Here is an 18,012-nt window from a genome sequence, read left to right on the forward strand (position 1 = left end):
CATACTCCGCTTTAAAAACGGCAGTAAATCAAGGACACACAAGTGTTTAGAACGTTAAAAATTCCGATTGGGCTCGCTATTGCCCTTTCCATGTCTGTCTTGGTCATCTCAATCGCACTGGTCAACAAGTTAGATCATCACCAATCAGTTATCGAAGTAGTGAGGGATGACACCGCTGCGTTGAGTAATTCTCTTGCTCTACAGTTGTCAGTAATGATGGAAAGAAACCCTGGTAACGAAGCTTTGCTTTCTTCGCTTTTCCAGCCAATCAAAGAGCATAAGCATCTTCTTTCTGCGGCGCTTTACGACAATCACTTTAACGTTATCACCGCTGTTCAGCCAGAAAGAGTGGTTGATATAAGCGACTCCTCTGTACCTAAGTCACCAGAAAATGTTCCATTTGGTATATCTCAATACGAGGGTGTCATTGTCGCCCACCAAATTGTTGGAAGTAGTCTCTATCCCATGGGACACGTCGTTATTTATATCGACACCAACAATATACAGACAGCGAATAGCGCTCGACAATTTTTAGAACAAGTCCCCATCGTGCTGGCACTTTGGTTGCTGTGTACAGGGGTTTGTATTTTCATTTTATATCGATTGATATCACCCTTAGCCTCTTTAGGCCGATTCACTCAAGAGGTCTTTGAAACAAAAGATTACGCGCTTAGAAGCTCAATCAATTCATCTAATGAAATAGGCAGAATAGCAAGCAATATTAATAGTTTACTAGATGCAATCGAAGTTGAGTTACTGGTTAACTTTGAACAGAAACAAACATTGGTTGATCAGCAAGAAACCATGTCTCGCCTTGCTAATTTCGATAGTCTAACAGGCTTACCCAATCGGCAATTTGTTCTTGATAACCTTAGGTTGGAGTTAGCAAGGGCAAAGAGAAACGATGAAGATTTACTGCTGCTATTTTTCGACCTTGACGGTTTTAAAGGCATAAATGATTCATTAGGGCATGAAACAGGCGATTTAATTTTGATCGAAGTTGCAGATAGAGTGCAGTGCTTACTGAGAGACGGTGATCTGTTTGCTCGTTTAGGTGGTGATGAATTCTTAGTACTTCCAGATCGAGACGCAACGACTGATCAAGCAAAGAGTCTAGCGATGAGACTAATTACAGCGTTTGATGAACCCTTTGAGCTTAGAGGGCTGTCACTCACTGTAGGTTTGAGTGTGGGCGTAGCGACTGCGTCTGATGCCGGTTATGATTTAAGTGAGCTCATGAGTAATGCCGACCTCGCCATGTATCGTTCGAAGGCGAGGGGAAGAGGAAGCTATACTTTATTTACACCTGATATGGTGGAATCTCACAAGCGCAAGCTGCATTTGGCTAACGGAATAGAGCAAGGAATAGCGAATGACGAGTTTGTTGTTTATTACCAAGTTAAAGTCAATAACGACGGAGATGTTATTGGCGTTGAGGCATTAATACGCTGGCAACACCCTGAGTTTGGACTGGTTATGCCAAACGAGTTTATTCCTATCGCTGAACAAGGCGGTAAGATTACTGCTATTACTCGATGGGTGATAAATCGAGTGTGCATTGATATGCCGGATCTCAAGCACTGGGCCGCGGGCGCGTTTAGGGCTTCAATCAATTTATCTGGCCACGACTTGAGAAGTAATCAGCTTTTCGATCATATCTATAATACGTTTACGCTTTATGACGTGAACCCCGAAAACATTGAATTCGAGGTGACTGAAAGCGCGTACCTTGAAAACTTTGCACTCTCAAATAAGTTTTTCAGGCGCATTGGTAATATGGGGTGCGCTATTGCCCTTGACGATTTTGGAACCGGGTACTCCTCATTGAGTTACCTCACTCAAATCAATATTGATACGCTTAAAGTTGATAGGCAGTTTGTGACAGAAATTCAATCATCTGAACGCAGTCGCTTAGTAACAGGCGCTATAATTGATTTGGCAAAACGACTATCCCTTTCTGTGTGCGCAGAGGGAATAGAAAATCTTGAGCAGTGGCAATATCTCAAAGCGCACGGTTGTGACAATGTTCAGGGTTTCATGTTTAGCAAGCCAGTGCCTATAAACGAGCTCGTTGCTTCTCCTTGCCATTACAAAGCTGAACAATTTACCTGATACCAAAATATGCATGTCGGTATTGTTGCCGACATGCACTCACTACCAGTGTTTCTTTATTGCAACACCCGTCCATGGTTTACCCATATTAAAACATCGTTATTTTCTTATCTTTCTGTTTTTAAAGACTATATTTATTATGGTCTGAAAATCGCATAGCGAGTTTACATGCATTAATGATGTGGTTAATTGAAGACTAATGGTAATATCCATATGCCTTAATTATTCATTGGTGGCAGAAGCCATAGGATAAAAATTGGCGAATTGAGAAGGATTTTAACAAGCGTTTAGCGGAGGATTCATGATGAAACGTCTCGAAAAAGTTTTCTTAGCACTTTGTGCTGTTGCGGCAGTGCAAGCCATTTCGGTAGCAGATGCGCATGCCACACCAGCGCGTTCGCTTATGCAGCAGTTAGATACAGACAAAGACGGCTTAATTTCTCTTAAGGAAGCGGTAAGACACACAGGATTACTGCGTAACTTTGGTCTGATTGACGACAACGAAGACGGTAAGCTTTCTGAAGCCGAATTGGCAAAGAGCAAGCTTACACCAGGTAATGAAAAGCTCACAGCAGGTGAGTAGATAAGAATATCAACATCGATGAGGGTAAGGTTCTGATAAACAAGGTATCGTTTGGTGAACGCTTGGTACAACTTGGTTCACTAAGGCAGTTAACGTTAGGTAGTTTTGTACTGGCCCTCATCCCGCTCATAGCACTGTTATGGCAAAGTCAAAGTGATTTAGCTAAAGTCGGTCAAATGACTACGCTGGAAACGCGTTTTGTGGTGGATGTCGTTAGCGACATGCAGCGTTTAGATAATGCTGTGGTTGATGTAGAGCGCAGTATTAGACAGTTTGCGGTTCTACGTAACGAGCGTGTTGCGCAGCTTTCTGATAATGCTATAGACCAGTTTGCCGTAGCGGCTGATAACCTATGTCAGGCGCTTTCCGTTCCAGCAACATGTTCGCGACTGTCCGAACAACTCAACCAACTCGCTGAATACCGAGCTATAGAAGACCAACTATTGCTTAACGCATATTTAGCTTCGGTAGGAGGTAGCGTAGATCAATTACGCGATGATGTAGAAGCGGCGATAACAGAGCGGGTTAAAGTTCAGCAAGACGACTTAAACGCCATGCAGGCAAAGCAAGCGTGGTCCACAGCCATGTTGGTAAGCGTGTCGTTACTGCTTATATTGATGGGCAGCCAACTGATTGTAAACCCTGTTAATAACCTCAAAAAAATAATTCGGATAATGGCGCACAGTGACGGTCAACTTCCTCCGTTGTCCAGACAGGCTCCCAAAGAGCTTATTGACGTAGAAAAGGATTTGCATTGGCTCTACGACCGCCTTCAGCAATTAGAACATATCAGGACCGCTTTACTACGACATGCTGCACACGAACTTAAAACACCGCTAGCGAGTATTAAAGAAGGCTGTAGTTTATTGTCAGAAAACGTGGTCGGCGAGTTAAATAACAGTCAACGAGAAGTGCTGTCATTGCTTACTGGCAGCACACAGCGCCTTAATACCTTGGTTGAAAAATTGCTCGACTACAATTTGCTGTTACAACAGGCGCAACCCAAAATAGTTGAAAGCGATGCTGGAAAGCTGGTCACCGCCTGTTTAGACGATTATGCCCTTGCCATTCAAGAAAGAGAGGTGGATGTAAATATTTCCGCACCTACAGTACATGTAGACGAAGAGTTGTTTAGAAGAATACTCGATAATTTAGTGTCCAATGCCGTTGCGCACGGTGCGATTGGAAGACCGATTAATATTAGCCTTTATAACGAAAATGATAACCTTGTACTGGACGTAGCAAACCGTGGGAAACGAATTGCGCCAGAGTCGGTACACACCCTATTTGAACCTTTTATTCGAGGAACCGAGCCAAGAAACGACAACGTTATTGGAACGGGGTTAGGGTTATCAATTGTTGCCGATTGCGCTCGACTAATGCATGGTGATGTAAAAGTTGTAGATGTAGACTATGCCGATGTTTGCTTTAGAGTGACCATTCCGCGACAGGAAAAATAAAATGAGAAAAAGTGGTTTAATTGTCGCCTTACTGGTACTGACAGGATGTCAGAGTTTAACCAGAAACAACGACAAAGCAGGAGAGCCTGAAAAGGTAACACCTGTAGCAAAGATAGAACGTGGCTTTTGTTTATTTGATGAACCGCCAGAAGGCTTTGAGCACAATTGTGATACGACGTATTGGCTTAATACGTGGATTGCAGCGGCTAACCAACCATGGTTAGAGCGCAAGCAAGTTTTGAAAGCGCTCTCAGACTCAGCTTTCGATACGCTTCATGCCTATTTATTAACACTACCTACTGACACCCCCTATCAAGATAGGCTGCGCGCTCAGCTCGCGCTGGATGATATTGCAGGCACCTTTACCCCGACTGCTCAGGAAGTGATTAATGTCATTGCCGCATCGCATAACAATCAAATAATGCAGCTAGAGTCTGCCATGGTGGTATTAGAGCAAGAAAACACCTTGCGTGGAGAGAAACTAAAAGCCCTTGAAAAAGAAGCCGTAAACTTGCGCAAAAAATTAGAAGAACTGTTGCAAATTGAAGCAACATTAATGGATAAAAACAGGAGTACACAACAGTGAGCGAAAAGGCGAGTAGTAACCCTAACTTATTGTTGGTTGATGATGATAAAAGCTTATTGCGTTTGCTAACCATCCGTCTGGAAGGTGAGGGATATCACGTGACCGCAGTGGAAGACGGTCAGTCGGCGTTAAGAAAGCTTCAAAATGACAACTATGACGTTGTACTTAGTGATCTTCGCATGCCCGGCTTAGACGGATTGAGCTTATTTGAAGAAATTATGGGAATTAGAAAAGATATTCCTGTTATTTTGATGACTGCTCACGGGACCATTGCCGATGCTGTAGCTGCCACCCAGCGCGGCGTATTTGGGTTTTTGCCTAAACCAGTGGAGCACGATGAGCTACGTGCGCTCCTGCAAAAAGCGTTAAGTCAATCTCAGGCTGCACAGCCGGGAGATTGGGCGAAAGACATCATTACTCGTTCGCCGGAAATGCTAAACGTGTTAGACCAAGCGTTTCGTATTGCGCAGAGAGAAGTATCTGTACTTATTAGCGGCGCAAGTGGAACCGGTAAAGAGTTGCTCGCTAATGCAATTCATAAAGCCAGCAACCGCAGCGACAAGCCATTTGTGGCGATTAACTGTGGAGCATTGCCTGAAAACTTGCTTGAGTCAGAGTTATTCGGCCATGCAAAAGGTGCCTTCACTGGCGCAGTAGCGGCACACCCCGGTTTATTTAGAGAAGCTGACGGTGGTACGCTATTTTTAGATGAAATTGGCGATATGCCAATGACGCTTCAAGTGAAGCTATTGCGTGCCCTACAAGAGAGACAAATTCGCCCTGTAGGAAGCAGCAAGCACGTAGACATTGATGTACGTATCATTTCTGCGACGCACAAAGATTTGCACAAAGAAATGGAAGAAGGCACCTTCCGCGAAGACTTGTATTACCGACTAAATGTAGTCAATCTAAAGCTTCCTTCGCTGAAATCGCGTAGCGAGGACATCCCGTTACTTGCGCGATCATTGCTACAGCAAAGCGCGCAGCGTCATGGCGTAAATGTAAGTCAGTTCTCAGATGACGCAATGCAGCAGTTAGTGACGTCGTCTTGGCCTGGCAACGTACGCCAGCTCGTGAACGTCGTTGAACAGTGTGTGGCACTAACGCAAACGCCGGTTATACCGCTTCATTTGGTCGAGCAGGCTCTTTCAGCAACCAAGCAAAGCTGGCCCACGCTTACAGAAGCGCGCGATGCCTTTGAGCAGCAATACCTTCACAAGCTACTTAAGATGACAGACGGTAATGTAACGCGCGCGGCAGAGCTTGCAGGAAGAAACCGTACAGACATGCATAAACTTATGAAAAAGCATGAGTTAGATGCAGCCGATTTTAGATAGGTAAATACTGTCTATTATGTGAACTAACGGGGGCTAAAACCGCCGTTAGTTTTTCTATATTATTCTTTAGTTTATTTTTTAAACGATAGCCGTGTCATCCGTCTACATTCTACTACTGTTATATAAGGTGTTATGTATATGGTGATACACTATGTTTTTACATACCAATGTGGCAGCACAAGAAGCCACAAACACCTTATTTGGTGTAAATAAAGGCCTTAGCCGGTCGTTTGAACAACTCAGTTCAGGGCTTCGTATCAACAAATCGAGTGATGATGCGGCAGGGCTTCAAATTTCCAATCGTCTTAGCAGTCAAGCGCTTGGCCTCAATCAAGCAGTGGCTAATGCCAATAGTGGACAGGCACTTACTCAAGTTGTCGACGGAAGCCTAGGTGAAGTTACCCGTCACTTAAACAGCATACGCACCTTATCAATAGCCTCGCAAAACGGGATTTACAGTAAAAGCGATTTAGCATCTATTAACCAAGAGGTTCAAGGTCACCTTCAAGAAATATCGCGTATTGCGGGAACGACTTCTTTTGCAGGAGAAAAGCTCTTTGACGGAAGTTTTGTCCGCGATTTTACGGTAAGCGCTAATGGTGGCCAAAGCATTCGTGTCGATTTATCACTCGAAGGAGATGGAATAGGCCTTTCTGCATTAGGTTTATCTGGTTTTTCCGTATCTGAATCAGGCCAGCAATCTAATGCCATAGGTGGAGATGACGTGTCTGGGGCAAGCGCATTTAGCGCTGGTGAAGTCATTCTTAACGCTGACGATTCCCCCGGAGAAAAAAGAATCAGTATTTCAACAGATAGCGGGTTAACGTTTATTGAGCGGGCAGTACAACTGATTGAAAATCAGGGTGTCAATGCTGCGCTTATTAGTAATACCGCGAATGAAATACTCGGGCTTAATGCAACAAGTGCAAATCTTCTAACCGGCGACGTAACTCTAGACCAAGCAAGTGCCGAACTTCGGGTGGCTACCCCTACAGGTGAACTACAAATATCGTCGAGTTTAAACAGCAAAGTAGGGCAATATAATGCCCAGAGTGCACAGCAAAGTGAGAGCGCGCTTAGTATTATCGATAACGCTTTAGAAATTATAGGAAATTTGCGCACAGACATGGGAGCGACATCGAACCGTTTTTCTTCGGCATTAAAGAGTTTGTCGAGCACAAGCGTAAATATTCAGCGCGCCAATGCTCAAATCACTCAATCGGACTTTACTAGTGTTACTGCCGAAGAGACGCGTTTTTCCATTTTACAGAAAGCCAATGTGAGTGTTTTGGCCATGGCTAACCAAATGCCACAAAATGTCCTATTCCTATTGAATTAGTGTTACTGACTAATCGAAGCTCTAGGGTTCAAGCGCTCAAAAATCAGAAAAAATAATGGCCTCGGCGCTACGAGCATGCTGTTTTAAACTTTCTATTTCAGGCGCTGTAAAGCTACGTGGTTCATCAAACAGAAGGCATAACGTTCCCAACTCATAACCGTCTTTATTGCGCAAAATAGCACCTGCATACGCTCTAATAAAAGGGTTTCCAGTGACTAGCGGGTTATTAGCAAATAGCTTGTCGGCTTTAGCGTCGGGGACAATCAAGTACTCTTCTTCGGCTATCGCGTAGGTGCAAAACGAGATATTACGCGGTGTTTCGGTAGCATCCATACACTGGCGAGACTTAAACCATTGGCGATCTTCTGCAACAAGGCTCACCAAGCAGGTTTTAGCATTAAATTCTTCCTGTACGGTTTTGGTAAGTTCGTCAAGTTGTTCGCTTGGCGAAGTATCTAAAATATCTAACGACTCCAGCGCAGCAATACGCGCTTTCTCATATTCATGGTTCATTGAGGTTATTTCACAGTAAATAATGGTGTAGTACCAAAAAAGATAAGGAGGATAGTTTACCGTTGAATTAGAAAAACGCTATCTATTAAAAACGAAATATCAATCGGCGCAATGTCAGTGGCTTATCATTAAAACAGGGCATTCTGTTCGGGCTGGCTTTTAATAGACAGGTTATTTAGCACAAGTGATGGATTATCGTTGTTATACAAATCGATAAACTGCTGAGCTAACCAAGGGGCGTCTTTGTTGTCGGGGCGGTGACAAAAAAAGTACACGTCTTTTCCTTCACTTTGCCAAATCTTCACTTTTTTCACCCAAGGCAATAAACAGCGCTGGTTATCATCGTCTATATCGTTACCGACAAAACGGACAATGGGAGTATGGCCTGTAGCGATAACGTTAACGGGAACCCGCGGTTTTTTCTGCCGGACTTCTTCTAGCATAGCACGCTTATCTGCTCCGCCTGCATCTAAAGGCCCGCTAAATAAAGCTCGGGTGTCCATAATGATTCTATTCGCACCGTGGCGGATCAAAAGTTGGTTAAGCGCCTTTTCCTCATCCCCCTTTGCAAAAAATGCCAGGTGGCGCACTTCAACCGCTACGTTTAATTCCTGGGGTAACGCCGCTAAAAAAGTATCTAAAATGGATAGCTTTTCTGGCCCAAAAGAAGCGGGCAGTTGCAGCATCATTACTCCTAGCTTTTCTTTTAGCGGACTTAATAAAGCAAGCTGTTGGGTAACCTCTTCTTCACAATGCTGTAATTGATGTACATGCGTAATGTTTTGGTGAAACTTGAAAGTAAATCTGAAGTGGTCGGGTGTTGAATCGCACCATCTCGCTACAGCGTCTTGGTGGGGAAGAGAGTAAAATGTGGTATTCCCTTCAACCGTATTACACTCCTTGGCATACAACGACAATCCATTATCAGACTTGGGATAATTAGCAAACCACGTGCTTGGCCAATGGCTGTGTTGCCACATTGGCAATCCAATATAGAGATTTCCTTGTGATATGGCTGATTTGTGCATATTTGTCATTGGGCTTTATCAAGCATTTGTTTATACTATGCGGCCTTTAAATCATTACATTATGCATGTTGTGGGTGGGCCAGTTAATTGGCCAGCAAGTTTACGCGATTTTTGGCAAAGTCTTAAGCCCAAAAGTAAGCGGTTTTGAACGCCAATTCACTGCATACGAAGCAAGAAAAAACATCAGGGGTCAAGGACCATGCGCACAGATTACTGTGGGAATATCGATTCATCATACATTGGACAAGAAGTTACCCTTTGCGGGTGGGTTAATAAGCGTCGCGATTTGGGCGGTGTAATTTTCATCGACTTACGCGACCGCGAAGGTATCGTACAAGTGGTGTTCGACCCAGATTTACCAGACGTGCTATCGGTAGCTAACACATTGCGTAGCGAATTCTGCGTAAAGCTAACGGGTAAAGTGCGTGCGCGCCCTGAAGGTCAAGTTAACAAAGACATGCGCACAGGTGAGATTGAGATCCTAGGCACAGGCCTTGAAGTGATCAACAAGTCTGACGTACTTCCACTAGACTGGAACCAAGAAAACTCAGAAGAACAGCGCCTTCGTTATCGTTATCTAGATCTTCGCCGTCCTGTAATGAGCCAACGTTTACAATTCCGTGCAAAAGTAACCGGTGCTGTACGTCGCTTCCTAGAAGAAGAAGGTTTCCTTGATATTGAAACCCCTATTCTTACTAAGGCAACGCCAGAAGGTGCACGTGACTACCTAGTGCCAAGCCGCACCCACAAAGGTGAGTTCTTTGCACTTCCGCAGTCGCCACAGCTTTTCAAACAGCTTCTGATGATGTCGGGCATGGACCGTTACTATCAAATCGTTAAGTGCTTCCGCGATGAAGACTTACGTGCCGACCGTCAGCCAGAATTTACCCAAATCGATATTGAGACCACGTTCTTAGATGCCGATGGCGTAATGTCTATTACCGAGCGTATGATCCGCGACTTGTTCAACAAAATGCTAAACGTTGACCTTGGTGACTTCCCGCGTATGACTTATGCAGAAGCAATGAAGCGCTTTGGTAGCGACAAGCCCGACTTGCGCAACCCGCTAGAGTTAACAGACGTTGCAGACTTGCTTGCTAACGTTGACTTTAAAGTATTCAGCGGCCCAGCCAACGACCCGAAAGGTCGCGTTGCGGCTATTCGCGTACCTGGCGGTGCGTCACTTTCGCGCAAGCAAATTGACGAATACACCAAGTTCGTAGGTATTTACGGCGCGAAAGGCCTAGCATGGATTAAAGTTAACGATGCTGGCGCAGGTCTTGAAGGACTACAGTCGCCAATCCTTAAATTCCTAACGGAAGACATTACTAACGCAATCATTGAGCGCACTGGCGCACAAAGTGGCGATATTCTATTGTTCGGTGCAGACAGCTACACTGTGGTTACCGAAGCGATGGGCGCACTTCGTCTTAAGCTTGGTGAAGACTTTGAGCTTCTTGAAGGCGAGTGGAAACCACTTTGGGTTGTTGACTTCCCAATGTTCGAAGAGTTTGACGGTCAGCTTCACGCTATTCACCACCCGTTTACCGCGCCACGTGGTTTAACGCCAGAAGAACTTAAAGCTAACCCAGCTGAAGCCTTATCTGATGCTTACGATATGGTATTGAACGGTGTTGAATTAGGCGGTGGTTCTGTACGTATTCACAATGAAGACATGCAGTCTACGGTATTCAACATTCTTGGCATTGACGATGAAGAAGCGAAGAACAAGTTTGGCTTCTTGCTTGACGCGCTGCGCTTTGGTGCGCCGCCGCATGCAGGTCTTGCGTTTGGTCTAGACCGTCTTGTAATGCTTATGACTGGCGCGACGTCTATTCGTGATGTGATGGCGTTCCCTAAAACGACCACAGCGGCATGTCCGTTAACATCGGCGCCTAGCCCTGCAAACCCACAGCAGCTTGAAGAGCTCGCTATTGCAACGGTGAAAAAGCAATCGTAATTTATGGCGTATAAGAAGCCTGAATCTGCACTGGTAGTGTTGTACGACCAACACTACCGAGTGCTGCTTTTGCAACGACAAGACGACCCCACCTTTTGGCAGTCGGTAACCGGCGCGTTAGAAGAGGGAGAGTTACCCTTAGAAACGGCATATCGTGAAGTGTGTGAAGAAATTGGTATCGATGCCAAAGCACACGGCTTTGTGGTTAACGACCACGATAAGCAAAACCAATATGAAATTCGTAGCCGCTGGCTACATCGTTATCCTCCTGGTACTGTGCACAACACAGAACACGTATTTTCCCTTCAAATAAACAGCGATTTACCCCTTGCCTTAACAGAGCACTTGCAGTACGAATGGGTGTCGAAAGACGAAGCGCTCGCGCGTTTATGGTCTCCCTCTAATAAAGAAGCGGTATCTTTGTTTGTACCGAGTGTGCCTTAATGGTTATACTGGGTATAGATCCAGGTTCTCGGATCACAGGCTACGGTTTAATTGCACGCAAGCAAGGTAAACTGGTGTATGTAGCAAGCGGGTGCATTCGCGTTGGAACGGCAGATTTGCCTTCTCGTCTTGCTAATATCTTCACCGGAGTTGGCGATATTATTCGTCAATATAAACCCGACCAGTTTGCGATTGAGCAAGTATTTATGGCGAAAAACCCTGATTCAGCGTTAAAGCTTGGTCAGGCCAGAGGGGCCGCCATTGTGGCAGCCACCCAAGCGCAACTTCCTGTTGCTGAATACAGCGCAAGGCAAATTAAGCAGTCGGTAGTTGGAAAAGGTGGCGCAGATAAAACGCAAGTTCAGCACATGGTAAAACACCTGCTTAGCTTAAGCGGCACGCCACAGGCCGATGCTGCCGATGCGTTAGCCGTTGCCTTGTGTCATGCACACACTGAACAGAGCCTGATAAACATGGCAGGGCAAGCCCGAAAAACCGTTCGTGGTCGTTTGCGCTAATACTGCTCGAAGCTCACGCTTTTACAGAGATAATTCATGATTGGACGAATTCGCGGTACGTTGGCTGAGAAACAGCCTCCAGAAATTCTTGTAGATGTAGCCGGCGTTGGCTACGAAATTCACATGCCTATGACCAGTTTCTACCAGCTTCCCGCGGTGGGTGAAGAAGTAGTGGTGTACACACACTTTGTGGTTCGTGAAGACGCCCAGTTACTGTTTGGTTTTGCTGATAAAATGGAAAGAGGGCTTTTTAGAGAATTGATCAAAGCCAATGGTGTAGGCCCGAAGTTAGGCCTTGCTATTTTATCTGGTATGTCGGCAAGCCAGTTTTTGGCAAGCGTACAAAATGAAGATGTTTCTGCGCTCGTCAGCTTACCGGGTATAGGTAAGAAAACCGCAGAGCGTTTAGTGGTAGAGCTTAAAGACCGCTTAGCAAAATTTGGCAAGGCGCAGAGTATTGCTGTACCGCCCCCAAGTGGCGACTTGTTATCCACCAACACTATTGTTGCTGTAAACGACGCTCGGGAAGAAGCGCAAAGCGCGCTTATTGCACTGGGCTATAAACCTGCTCAAGCGAGCAAGCTAGTCGACAGCGTATATAAAGAGGGCATGGAAAGCGAAGCCCTTATTCGCGAATCATTAAAAGCGGCCATATAATGGCACTCAACGAAGACAGCAGTTCTTAGTCTGCCTGTCTTCACGTTACCGTTTAAAGTAGAACTATCATGATTGAAGCCGACAGACTGATTACGCCTGAAGCAAGCACCGAAGACGAGGTCATCGACCGCGCCATTCGCCCTAAAATGTTGGAAGACTATACGGGGCAGCCTCACGTGTGTGAGCAAATGGAAATTTTTATTCAAGCTGCGCGTAATCGCGACGATGCGCTAGACCATCTACTTATTTTTGGTCCGCCAGGGCTAGGTAAAACCACGCTTGCGAATATTGTGGCAAATGAAATGGGCGTGAACATTAAAACCACGTCAGGCCCTGTGCTAGAAAAAGCTGGCGACTTGGCTGCACTGCTTACCAACCTTGAGCGCAATGATGTATTGTTCATAGACGAAATACATCGCCTAAGCCCAGTAGTAGAAGAAATTCTTTATCCTGCCATGGAAGACTATCAACTTGATATTATGATAGGCGAGGGGCCGGCCGCCCGTTCAATTAAGCTAGACCTTCCTCCTTTTACGCTGGTAGGCGCTACCACCCGCGCAGGCTCGCTAACGTCGCCATTACGCGACCGTTTCGGTATTGTTCAACGCCTTGAGTTTTACAACGTAAAAGACCTTACCAGTATTGTGGCAAGAAGCGCGAGCTATCTGAATTTAGACATGAACGAGGAAGGTGCGCAAGAAGTGGCACGTCGCTCGCGTGGCACACCGCGTATTGCTAATCGTTTGTTACGCCGTGTTCGGGATTATGCCGAAATCAAATCTGACGGTACTGTGGGCGCCGACGTTGCTGCCAAAGCTTTAGATATGCTTGATGTAGACAAAGAAGGCTTTGACTACATGGACCGTAAATTGCTTACTGCTATTATCGAAAAGTTTGATGGTGGGCCAGTAGGCTTAGACAATTTGGCAGCAGCCATTGGTGAAGAGAAAGAAACCATAGAAGACGTGATTGAACCGTTTCTTATTCAACAGGGCTTTTTACAGCGCACGCCTCGAGGCCGAATTGTGTCGCAGCGTGCTTATCTTCATTTTGATTTCGCTCCGTCAGAATAATTTACCGTCCCTTTGTAAGAAGGTTTAGATTCGTTTTAAAAGCCTAGCAGGATTGCTGGGCTTTTTTTGGCAACACGGAAAATATAGAAGCCGTTTCAAACGCTACAAGAAAATGCTCGTATGGGGGAGCTGTCAGTTCAGAGCATTGAAAGTGGATAGCGAATTATCGCATAGCGCAAGTTAAGCATGGGCCGCTAATATTTTGTGTTGTACCGATGCTAAATTACAGGCAAAAAAAAGCCCGCTCATTGAGCGGGCTAAAACAACAAGTGTTGAAGGAAATAAATCCAGGGAACTCATGTCTAACAGGAGAATAACTCTTGCATGACCGTGCTAAGCACCATCACGCTCTGTACGACTGATGCTGTGCATTATAGGGAGAGCAGAAAAAACTACAATTGAGTAAAATTGTTGTTTTGAATTAGAAAAACTAATGTGTTAACTGGGTGTTTCATATTGGTTTATTTTTAATTAAATGTTAGCTTTGATAGGGTCTGTGGGGAGGTTTTGTTCTGCATTTTGTCGCGCTAATTAGTTATTTTAACTCCGTTTTGGATTATTAAATTTTTGGGTGAAGGAATAGTTATGCATTTACATCAGGTAAGAGTGTATTACGAAGATACCGACGCAGGCGGTATCGTCTATTATGCGAATTACCTTAAGTTTATGGAGCGAGCCCGTACGGAGTGGCTTCGCGAGCTAGGTTTTGAACAAGACACGCTGATGGAACAATCCATCGCTTTCGTCGTCAAACACGTTGAAATGCATAACTATGCGCCTGCACGGTTTAATCAACTGTTGAGTATTGAAACTCGCGTTGTAGAATTGAAAGGCGCTAGTATGACGTTTCAACAAATTATTAAAAATGAACAAGGCGTTACATTGGTATCCGGAGATATCAAGGTTGCCTGCGTCGATTTGGCCGTTATGAAGCCAAAAAGATTACCACGTACTTTGTTAGGGGAAATTTCGCGTGTCATCTGATCTCACTTTTATTGGCTTGTTCTTACAAGCGAGTTTTATTGTTCAACTAGTTATGCTTTTGTTGCTAAGCGTGTCGATAGCGTCGTGGACGTTTATCTTCCAACGCAGCAAAGCGTTGTCGGCGGCACGCAACGAAATGCGTCAGTTTGAAGATAAGTTCTGGTCAGGCGCTGACCTTAACCGTCTTTATCAAGAGCTTTCTGCCAGAACTAACCTAACAGGCATGGGCAGCATCTTTTGCTCAGGCTTTAAAGAGTTTGTTCGCCTGCGCAAGTCTAACACCGCTACCAACGGCATAGTTGATGGTACATACCGTGCCATGCGCGTTTCTATGTCTCGTCAAGTCGAAGAACTAGAAAGTCGTTTACCCTTTTTAGCCACGGCGGGCTCAATTAGTCCTTACATCGGTCTATTTGGAACTGTGTGGGGGATCATGAATGCCTTCATCGCACTAGGTGAAGTGCAGCAAGCTACCCTTGCTATGGTAGCGCCGGGTATTGCAGAAGCACTTATTGCAACTGCTATCGGCCTGTTTGCTGCTATTCCTGCGGTTATTGCCTACAACCGTTTCAGCCATCAGGTTGAGAAGCTTGAAAATAGCTACGGTAACTTTATGGAAGAATTCTCTGCAATCCTTCACCGCCAAGCCGTTGCTGCGCAAGCACAACAACAAGCCTAAGCGTTTACATTCCAAACGGAGGACTTGTTATGTATGTAAGAAAACGCCGCAGGCCGGTATCAGAGATAAACGTAGTGCCTTACATCGACGTGATGTTGGTGTTGCTTATTATCTTTATGGTAACGGCGCCGCTTATTTCTCAGGGGGTAAAGGTGGATTTGCCTAAAGCAAGTGCCAACCCGATAGAGCAAGAAGATACACCACCAATCATTGCGTCAGTGGATGTTAAGGGTCGCTATTTTCTTAATGTAGGCGAAGACCAGGAATCGCCAATTAGCGAAGATGAGCTTGGCGCTATTGTAAAAGCACAGTTGACCAAAGAGCCTAATACGCCCGTAGTGGTAAAAGGCGATGGACAAGTAGCGTATAACGAAGTGATACAGCTAATGGTGTTATTACAGCAGGCGGGTGTGCCTTCAGTAGGGTTAATGACGGATCCGGTTGAGTAATAAAGATATGTCGAAACCCGAAGTGTCGAAAAGCACGTCAACCGCCAGCCACTCAAACAACGCGAGTAACGGTGTAAGTGGTGATAAAAAGAACGGCAAAAGTGCCAAGCAAGCCAGTGGGATAAGCCCAGAACAAGTCGGGCTTTACAAATCTATAGGTTTGCATCTTTTTATTGCTGCACTGTTGCTAATTAGCGTCAGTTTTTCTCCTGAACCTCTGCCGAGTATGCCGTCAAATGCGCCTGTGATAGAAGCGACGTTTATTGATGCGCAAGCAATTGCAGATCAAAAAAGGGAGCAGGCACAAGCTGAAGCACAAGCAAGAGCCGAAGAGCAAGAAAGGCAAAGAAAAGCAGAGGCGGCAGCAGAGAAAAAACGTCAGCAACAGCTAGCAGCTAAGCGCGCGAAAGAAAAGCGTGAAGCAGAAGCTGCTGAAGCGAAACGCCAAAAAGACTTGGAACGTTTAGCGGCGCAAAAGGAACAAGAGCGTAAAGAACGTGAAGCAAAAGCGAAAGCTGAGGCTGAACGGAAGAAAAAAGAAGCGGCTGAACGCGCTGAAATGGAAAGGATCATGCAAGAGCAGCTTGCGAAAGAACAGGCCGCTCAGCAAGAACGTAGACGAAAACAGGTACTTACTGAAGTCGAGCGCTATACCGCACTTATTCAGCAAACCATTAAGCGCAACCTGTATTCAGACGACAGTTATCAAGGCAAAACCTGTCGATTGAATATTCGGTTAGCAACAACAGGGTTTGTGACGAGTATTCGCGTACTTGGTGGCAATGATGCGCTGTGTAGGGCAGCTGAAAGCGCGGTTCGCAGAGCCGAAAAGTTACCGGTATCTGACGCGCCAGACGTTTACGAGCAGTTAAAAGACATTACTTTAAAAGTGGAATTATAGTGGTATGAAAAAACTAGGTTTATGGATAGCGCTTATTACGATGGCATTCAGTGCCAAAGTGTTTGCATCCTTAGAAATTGTGATAACCGAAGGCGTAGATAGTGCACGTCCAATCGGGGTTGTGCCATTTAAATGGAAAGGTCAGGGCAGCATGCCTGGTGATATTTCTAAAGTGGTAATGGCCGATTTGATGCGTAGTGGTAAGTTTAACCCGGTATCTGTCGACAAAATGCCACAGTACCCTGAAACAGCAGAACAAGTGTCTTTCACTGCATGGGCGACCTTAGGTGTAGACACTGTTTTGGTGGGAAGCATTGAGCCACAAGGAGGCGAACGCTACCTTGTATCCTATGAATTGATTGATGTACTTAAGGGGCAGGTCGACAAAGGCCAGGCTAAAGTACTTAAAGACGGTAATTTAGTATCGAGTAACGATCATGTACTTGCTGCCCGTCAGGCAGTGATAAACGGTCGAGATTTTCGCCAGTATGCGCATCGAATTAGCGACATAGTTTATGAAAAATTGACCGGCGTTCGCGGCGCATTTTTAACTAAAATTGCTTACGTTATTGTTCGCGACCGCGATACGGTTGAAAAACCTTATCAATTAGTGATTGCAGACTACGACGGCGAGAACGAAACACGCCTGCTGTCTTCACCAGAACCGCTAATGTCGCCAGTGTGGTCGCCTGATGGCGAGAAGCTTGCTTACGTAAGCTTTGAAAACCGTAGGCCGCAAATATTCATTCAAAATATCTACACCAGCGAGCGTACGCGCATTACTGATTTCCCGGGAATAAATAGTAGCCCTGTGTTCTCACCAGATGGCAAGCAACTTGCAATGGTTTTATCGAAAGATGGAAACCCTGAACTCTATGTAATGGACTTGGCGACAAAAAATCTTCGCCGAGTTACACGCAATAGAGCGATTGATACGGAGCCTTCATGGCTACCAGATGGCAGTGGTTTAATATTTAGCTCGGAACGGGGTGGTAAACCCCAGATATATAGCGTAAATTTAAATTCTGGGAAAGTAAGGCGAGTTACCTTTGTAGGTGAACAGAACCTTGGCGGTACAATTTCCCCAGACGGTAAGCAAATGATCATGGTTAACCAAACTAATGGGAACTATCACATTGCTAAACAGTCTTTGGATGGTGGGTCACCTCAAGTACTGACACGGACGTACTTAGATGAATCACCAAGTGTAGCGCCGAACGGAAGCATGATTATATACAGCACCCTTCACGAGGGGACCCAAGTGTTGTCACTGGTTTCTCTAGATGGGCGTTTTAAAGCTAGGTTACCAGCAGCCAATGGGCAAGTTAAATCGCCAAGTTGGTCACCATTTTTGTTCTAACAATTTAACGACTAAACAATAAAATTTAA

At 45.2% G+C, this 18,012-nt stretch carries 18 protein-coding genes; 16 read left to right on the top strand and 2 right to left on the bottom strand.

Annotated features, from left to right (window positions below; genetic code table 11):
• Positions 1 to 42: 42 nt before the first annotated feature.
• The 6 genes from E5672_RS03455 to E5672_RS03480 all read left to right on the top strand — a co-directional run bounded on the left by E5672_RS03455 (position 43) and on the right by E5672_RS03480 (position 7,417).
• Positions 43 to 2,112 (top strand): putative bifunctional diguanylate cyclase/phosphodiesterase, encoded by a 2,070-nt coding sequence (locus tag E5672_RS03455; protein ID WP_136780919.1) that lies wholly within the window; start codon positions 43 to 45, stop codon positions 2,110 to 2,112.
• A gap of 301 nt (positions 2,113 to 2,413) precedes the next feature.
• A complete protein-coding gene (locus tag E5672_RS03460) occupies positions 2,414 to 2,695 on the top strand; it encodes an EF-hand domain-containing protein (protein WP_240692144.1) in 282 nt (93 codons plus the stop codon).
• A 62-nt stretch (positions 2,696 to 2,757) separates the two neighbouring features.
• The gene (locus E5672_RS03465) at positions 2,758 to 4,155 is read left to right on the top strand and encodes a sensor histidine kinase (RefSeq protein WP_136780920.1); all 1,398 of its coding nucleotides are present in this window, start codon (positions 2,758 to 2,760) and stop codon (positions 4,153 to 4,155) included.
• Between the two features lies 1 nt (position 4,156).
• Entirely contained in the window at positions 4,157 to 4,741 is a 585-nt protein-coding gene (locus E5672_RS03470; protein ID WP_136780921.1) for a hypothetical protein, read from the top strand.
• Complete coding sequence (locus tag E5672_RS03475) at positions 4,738 to 6,078, top strand: sigma 54-interacting transcriptional regulator (protein WP_136780922.1); 1,341 nt, start codon at positions 4,738 to 4,740, stop codon at positions 6,076 to 6,078. Before E5672_RS03470 ends, E5672_RS03475 begins: the two co-directional genes overlap by 4 nt.
• Before the next feature lie 151 nt (positions 6,079 to 6,229).
• Positions 6,230 to 7,417 (top strand): flagellin N-terminal helical domain-containing protein, encoded by a 1,188-nt coding sequence (locus tag E5672_RS03480; RefSeq protein ID WP_136780923.1) that lies wholly within the window; start codon positions 6,230 to 6,232, stop codon positions 7,415 to 7,417.
• A 36-nt stretch (positions 7,418 to 7,453) separates the two neighbouring features.
• On the opposite strand, the gene E5672_RS03485 is transcribed toward E5672_RS03480, so the two are convergent.
• Positions 7,454 to 7,930, bottom strand: a complete 477-nt coding sequence (locus tag E5672_RS03485; protein ID WP_136780924.1) for a GAF domain-containing protein — start codon at positions 7,928 to 7,930, stop codon at positions 7,454 to 7,456.
• A gap of 128 nt (positions 7,931 to 8,058) precedes the next feature.
• Positions 8,059 to 8,910 carry a DUF72 domain-containing protein gene (locus E5672_RS03490; RefSeq protein WP_136780925.1) on the bottom strand — a complete coding sequence of 284 codons (852 nt, stop codon included), beginning with the start codon at positions 8,908 to 8,910 and terminating at the stop codon, positions 8,059 to 8,061.
• Positions 8,911 to 9,157: 247 nt separating this feature from the next.
• On the opposite strand from E5672_RS03490, the gene aspS reads away from it, so the two are divergent.
• From aspS to tolB, 10 genes are all read left to right on the top strand, one after another.
• A complete protein-coding gene (gene aspS, locus E5672_RS03495) occupies positions 9,158 to 10,918 on the top strand; it encodes an aspartate--tRNA ligase (protein ID WP_136780926.1) in 1,761 nt (586 codons plus the stop codon).
• A gap of 3 nt (positions 10,919 to 10,921) precedes the next feature.
• A complete protein-coding gene (gene nudB / locus E5672_RS03500; protein WP_136780927.1) occupies positions 10,922 to 11,362 on the top strand; it encodes a dihydroneopterin triphosphate diphosphatase in 441 nt (146 codons plus the stop codon).
• A complete protein-coding gene (ruvC, locus tag E5672_RS03505; RefSeq protein ID WP_061485246.1) occupies positions 11,362 to 11,880 on the top strand; it encodes a crossover junction endodeoxyribonuclease RuvC in 519 nt (172 codons plus the stop codon). The genes nudB and ruvC overlap by 1 nt, the downstream gene beginning before the upstream one ends.
• A 36-nt stretch (positions 11,881 to 11,916) precedes the next feature.
• A complete protein-coding gene (gene ruvA, locus E5672_RS03510) occupies positions 11,917 to 12,537 on the top strand; it encodes a Holliday junction branch migration protein RuvA (RefSeq protein ID WP_014948863.1) in 621 nt (206 codons plus the stop codon).
• A 68-nt stretch (positions 12,538 to 12,605) separates the two neighbouring features.
• Complete coding sequence (gene ruvB / locus E5672_RS03515; protein ID WP_136780928.1) at positions 12,606 to 13,610, top strand: Holliday junction branch migration DNA helicase RuvB; 1,005 nt, start codon at positions 12,606 to 12,608, stop codon at positions 13,608 to 13,610.
• A 585-nt stretch (positions 13,611 to 14,195) separates the two neighbouring features.
• Positions 14,196 to 14,594, top strand: a complete 399-nt coding sequence (ybgC, locus tag E5672_RS03520) for a tol-pal system-associated acyl-CoA thioesterase (RefSeq protein WP_014948865.1) — start codon at positions 14,196 to 14,198, stop codon at positions 14,592 to 14,594.
• Positions 14,584 to 15,273: a protein TolQ gene (tolQ, locus tag E5672_RS03525; protein ID WP_014948866.1), complete on the top strand. Its 690-nt coding sequence runs from the start codon at positions 14,584 to 14,586 to the stop codon at positions 15,271 to 15,273. The genes ybgC and tolQ overlap by 11 nt, the downstream gene beginning before the upstream one ends.
• Positions 15,274 to 15,302: 29 nt before the next feature.
• The gene (tolR, locus tag E5672_RS03530; protein ID WP_061485248.1) at positions 15,303 to 15,722 is read left to right on the top strand and encodes a protein TolR; all 420 of its coding nucleotides are present in this window, start codon (positions 15,303 to 15,305) and stop codon (positions 15,720 to 15,722) included.
• 7 nt (positions 15,723 to 15,729) lie between these two features.
• Positions 15,730 to 16,623: a cell envelope integrity protein TolA gene (gene tolA, locus E5672_RS03535; RefSeq protein WP_136780929.1), complete on the top strand. Its 894-nt coding sequence runs from the start codon at positions 15,730 to 15,732 to the stop codon at positions 16,621 to 16,623.
• A gap of 4 nt (positions 16,624 to 16,627) precedes the next feature.
• The gene (tolB, locus tag E5672_RS03540; RefSeq protein ID WP_136780930.1) at positions 16,628 to 17,983 is read left to right on the top strand and encodes a Tol-Pal system beta propeller repeat protein TolB; all 1,356 of its coding nucleotides are present in this window, start codon (positions 16,628 to 16,630) and stop codon (positions 17,981 to 17,983) included.
• Positions 17,984 to 18,012 lie beyond the last annotated feature (29 nt).

Source organism: Alteromonas portus, assembly GCF_005117025.1.
Taxonomy (GTDB): domain Bacteria; phylum Pseudomonadota; class Gammaproteobacteria; order Enterobacterales; family Alteromonadaceae; genus Alteromonas; species Alteromonas portus.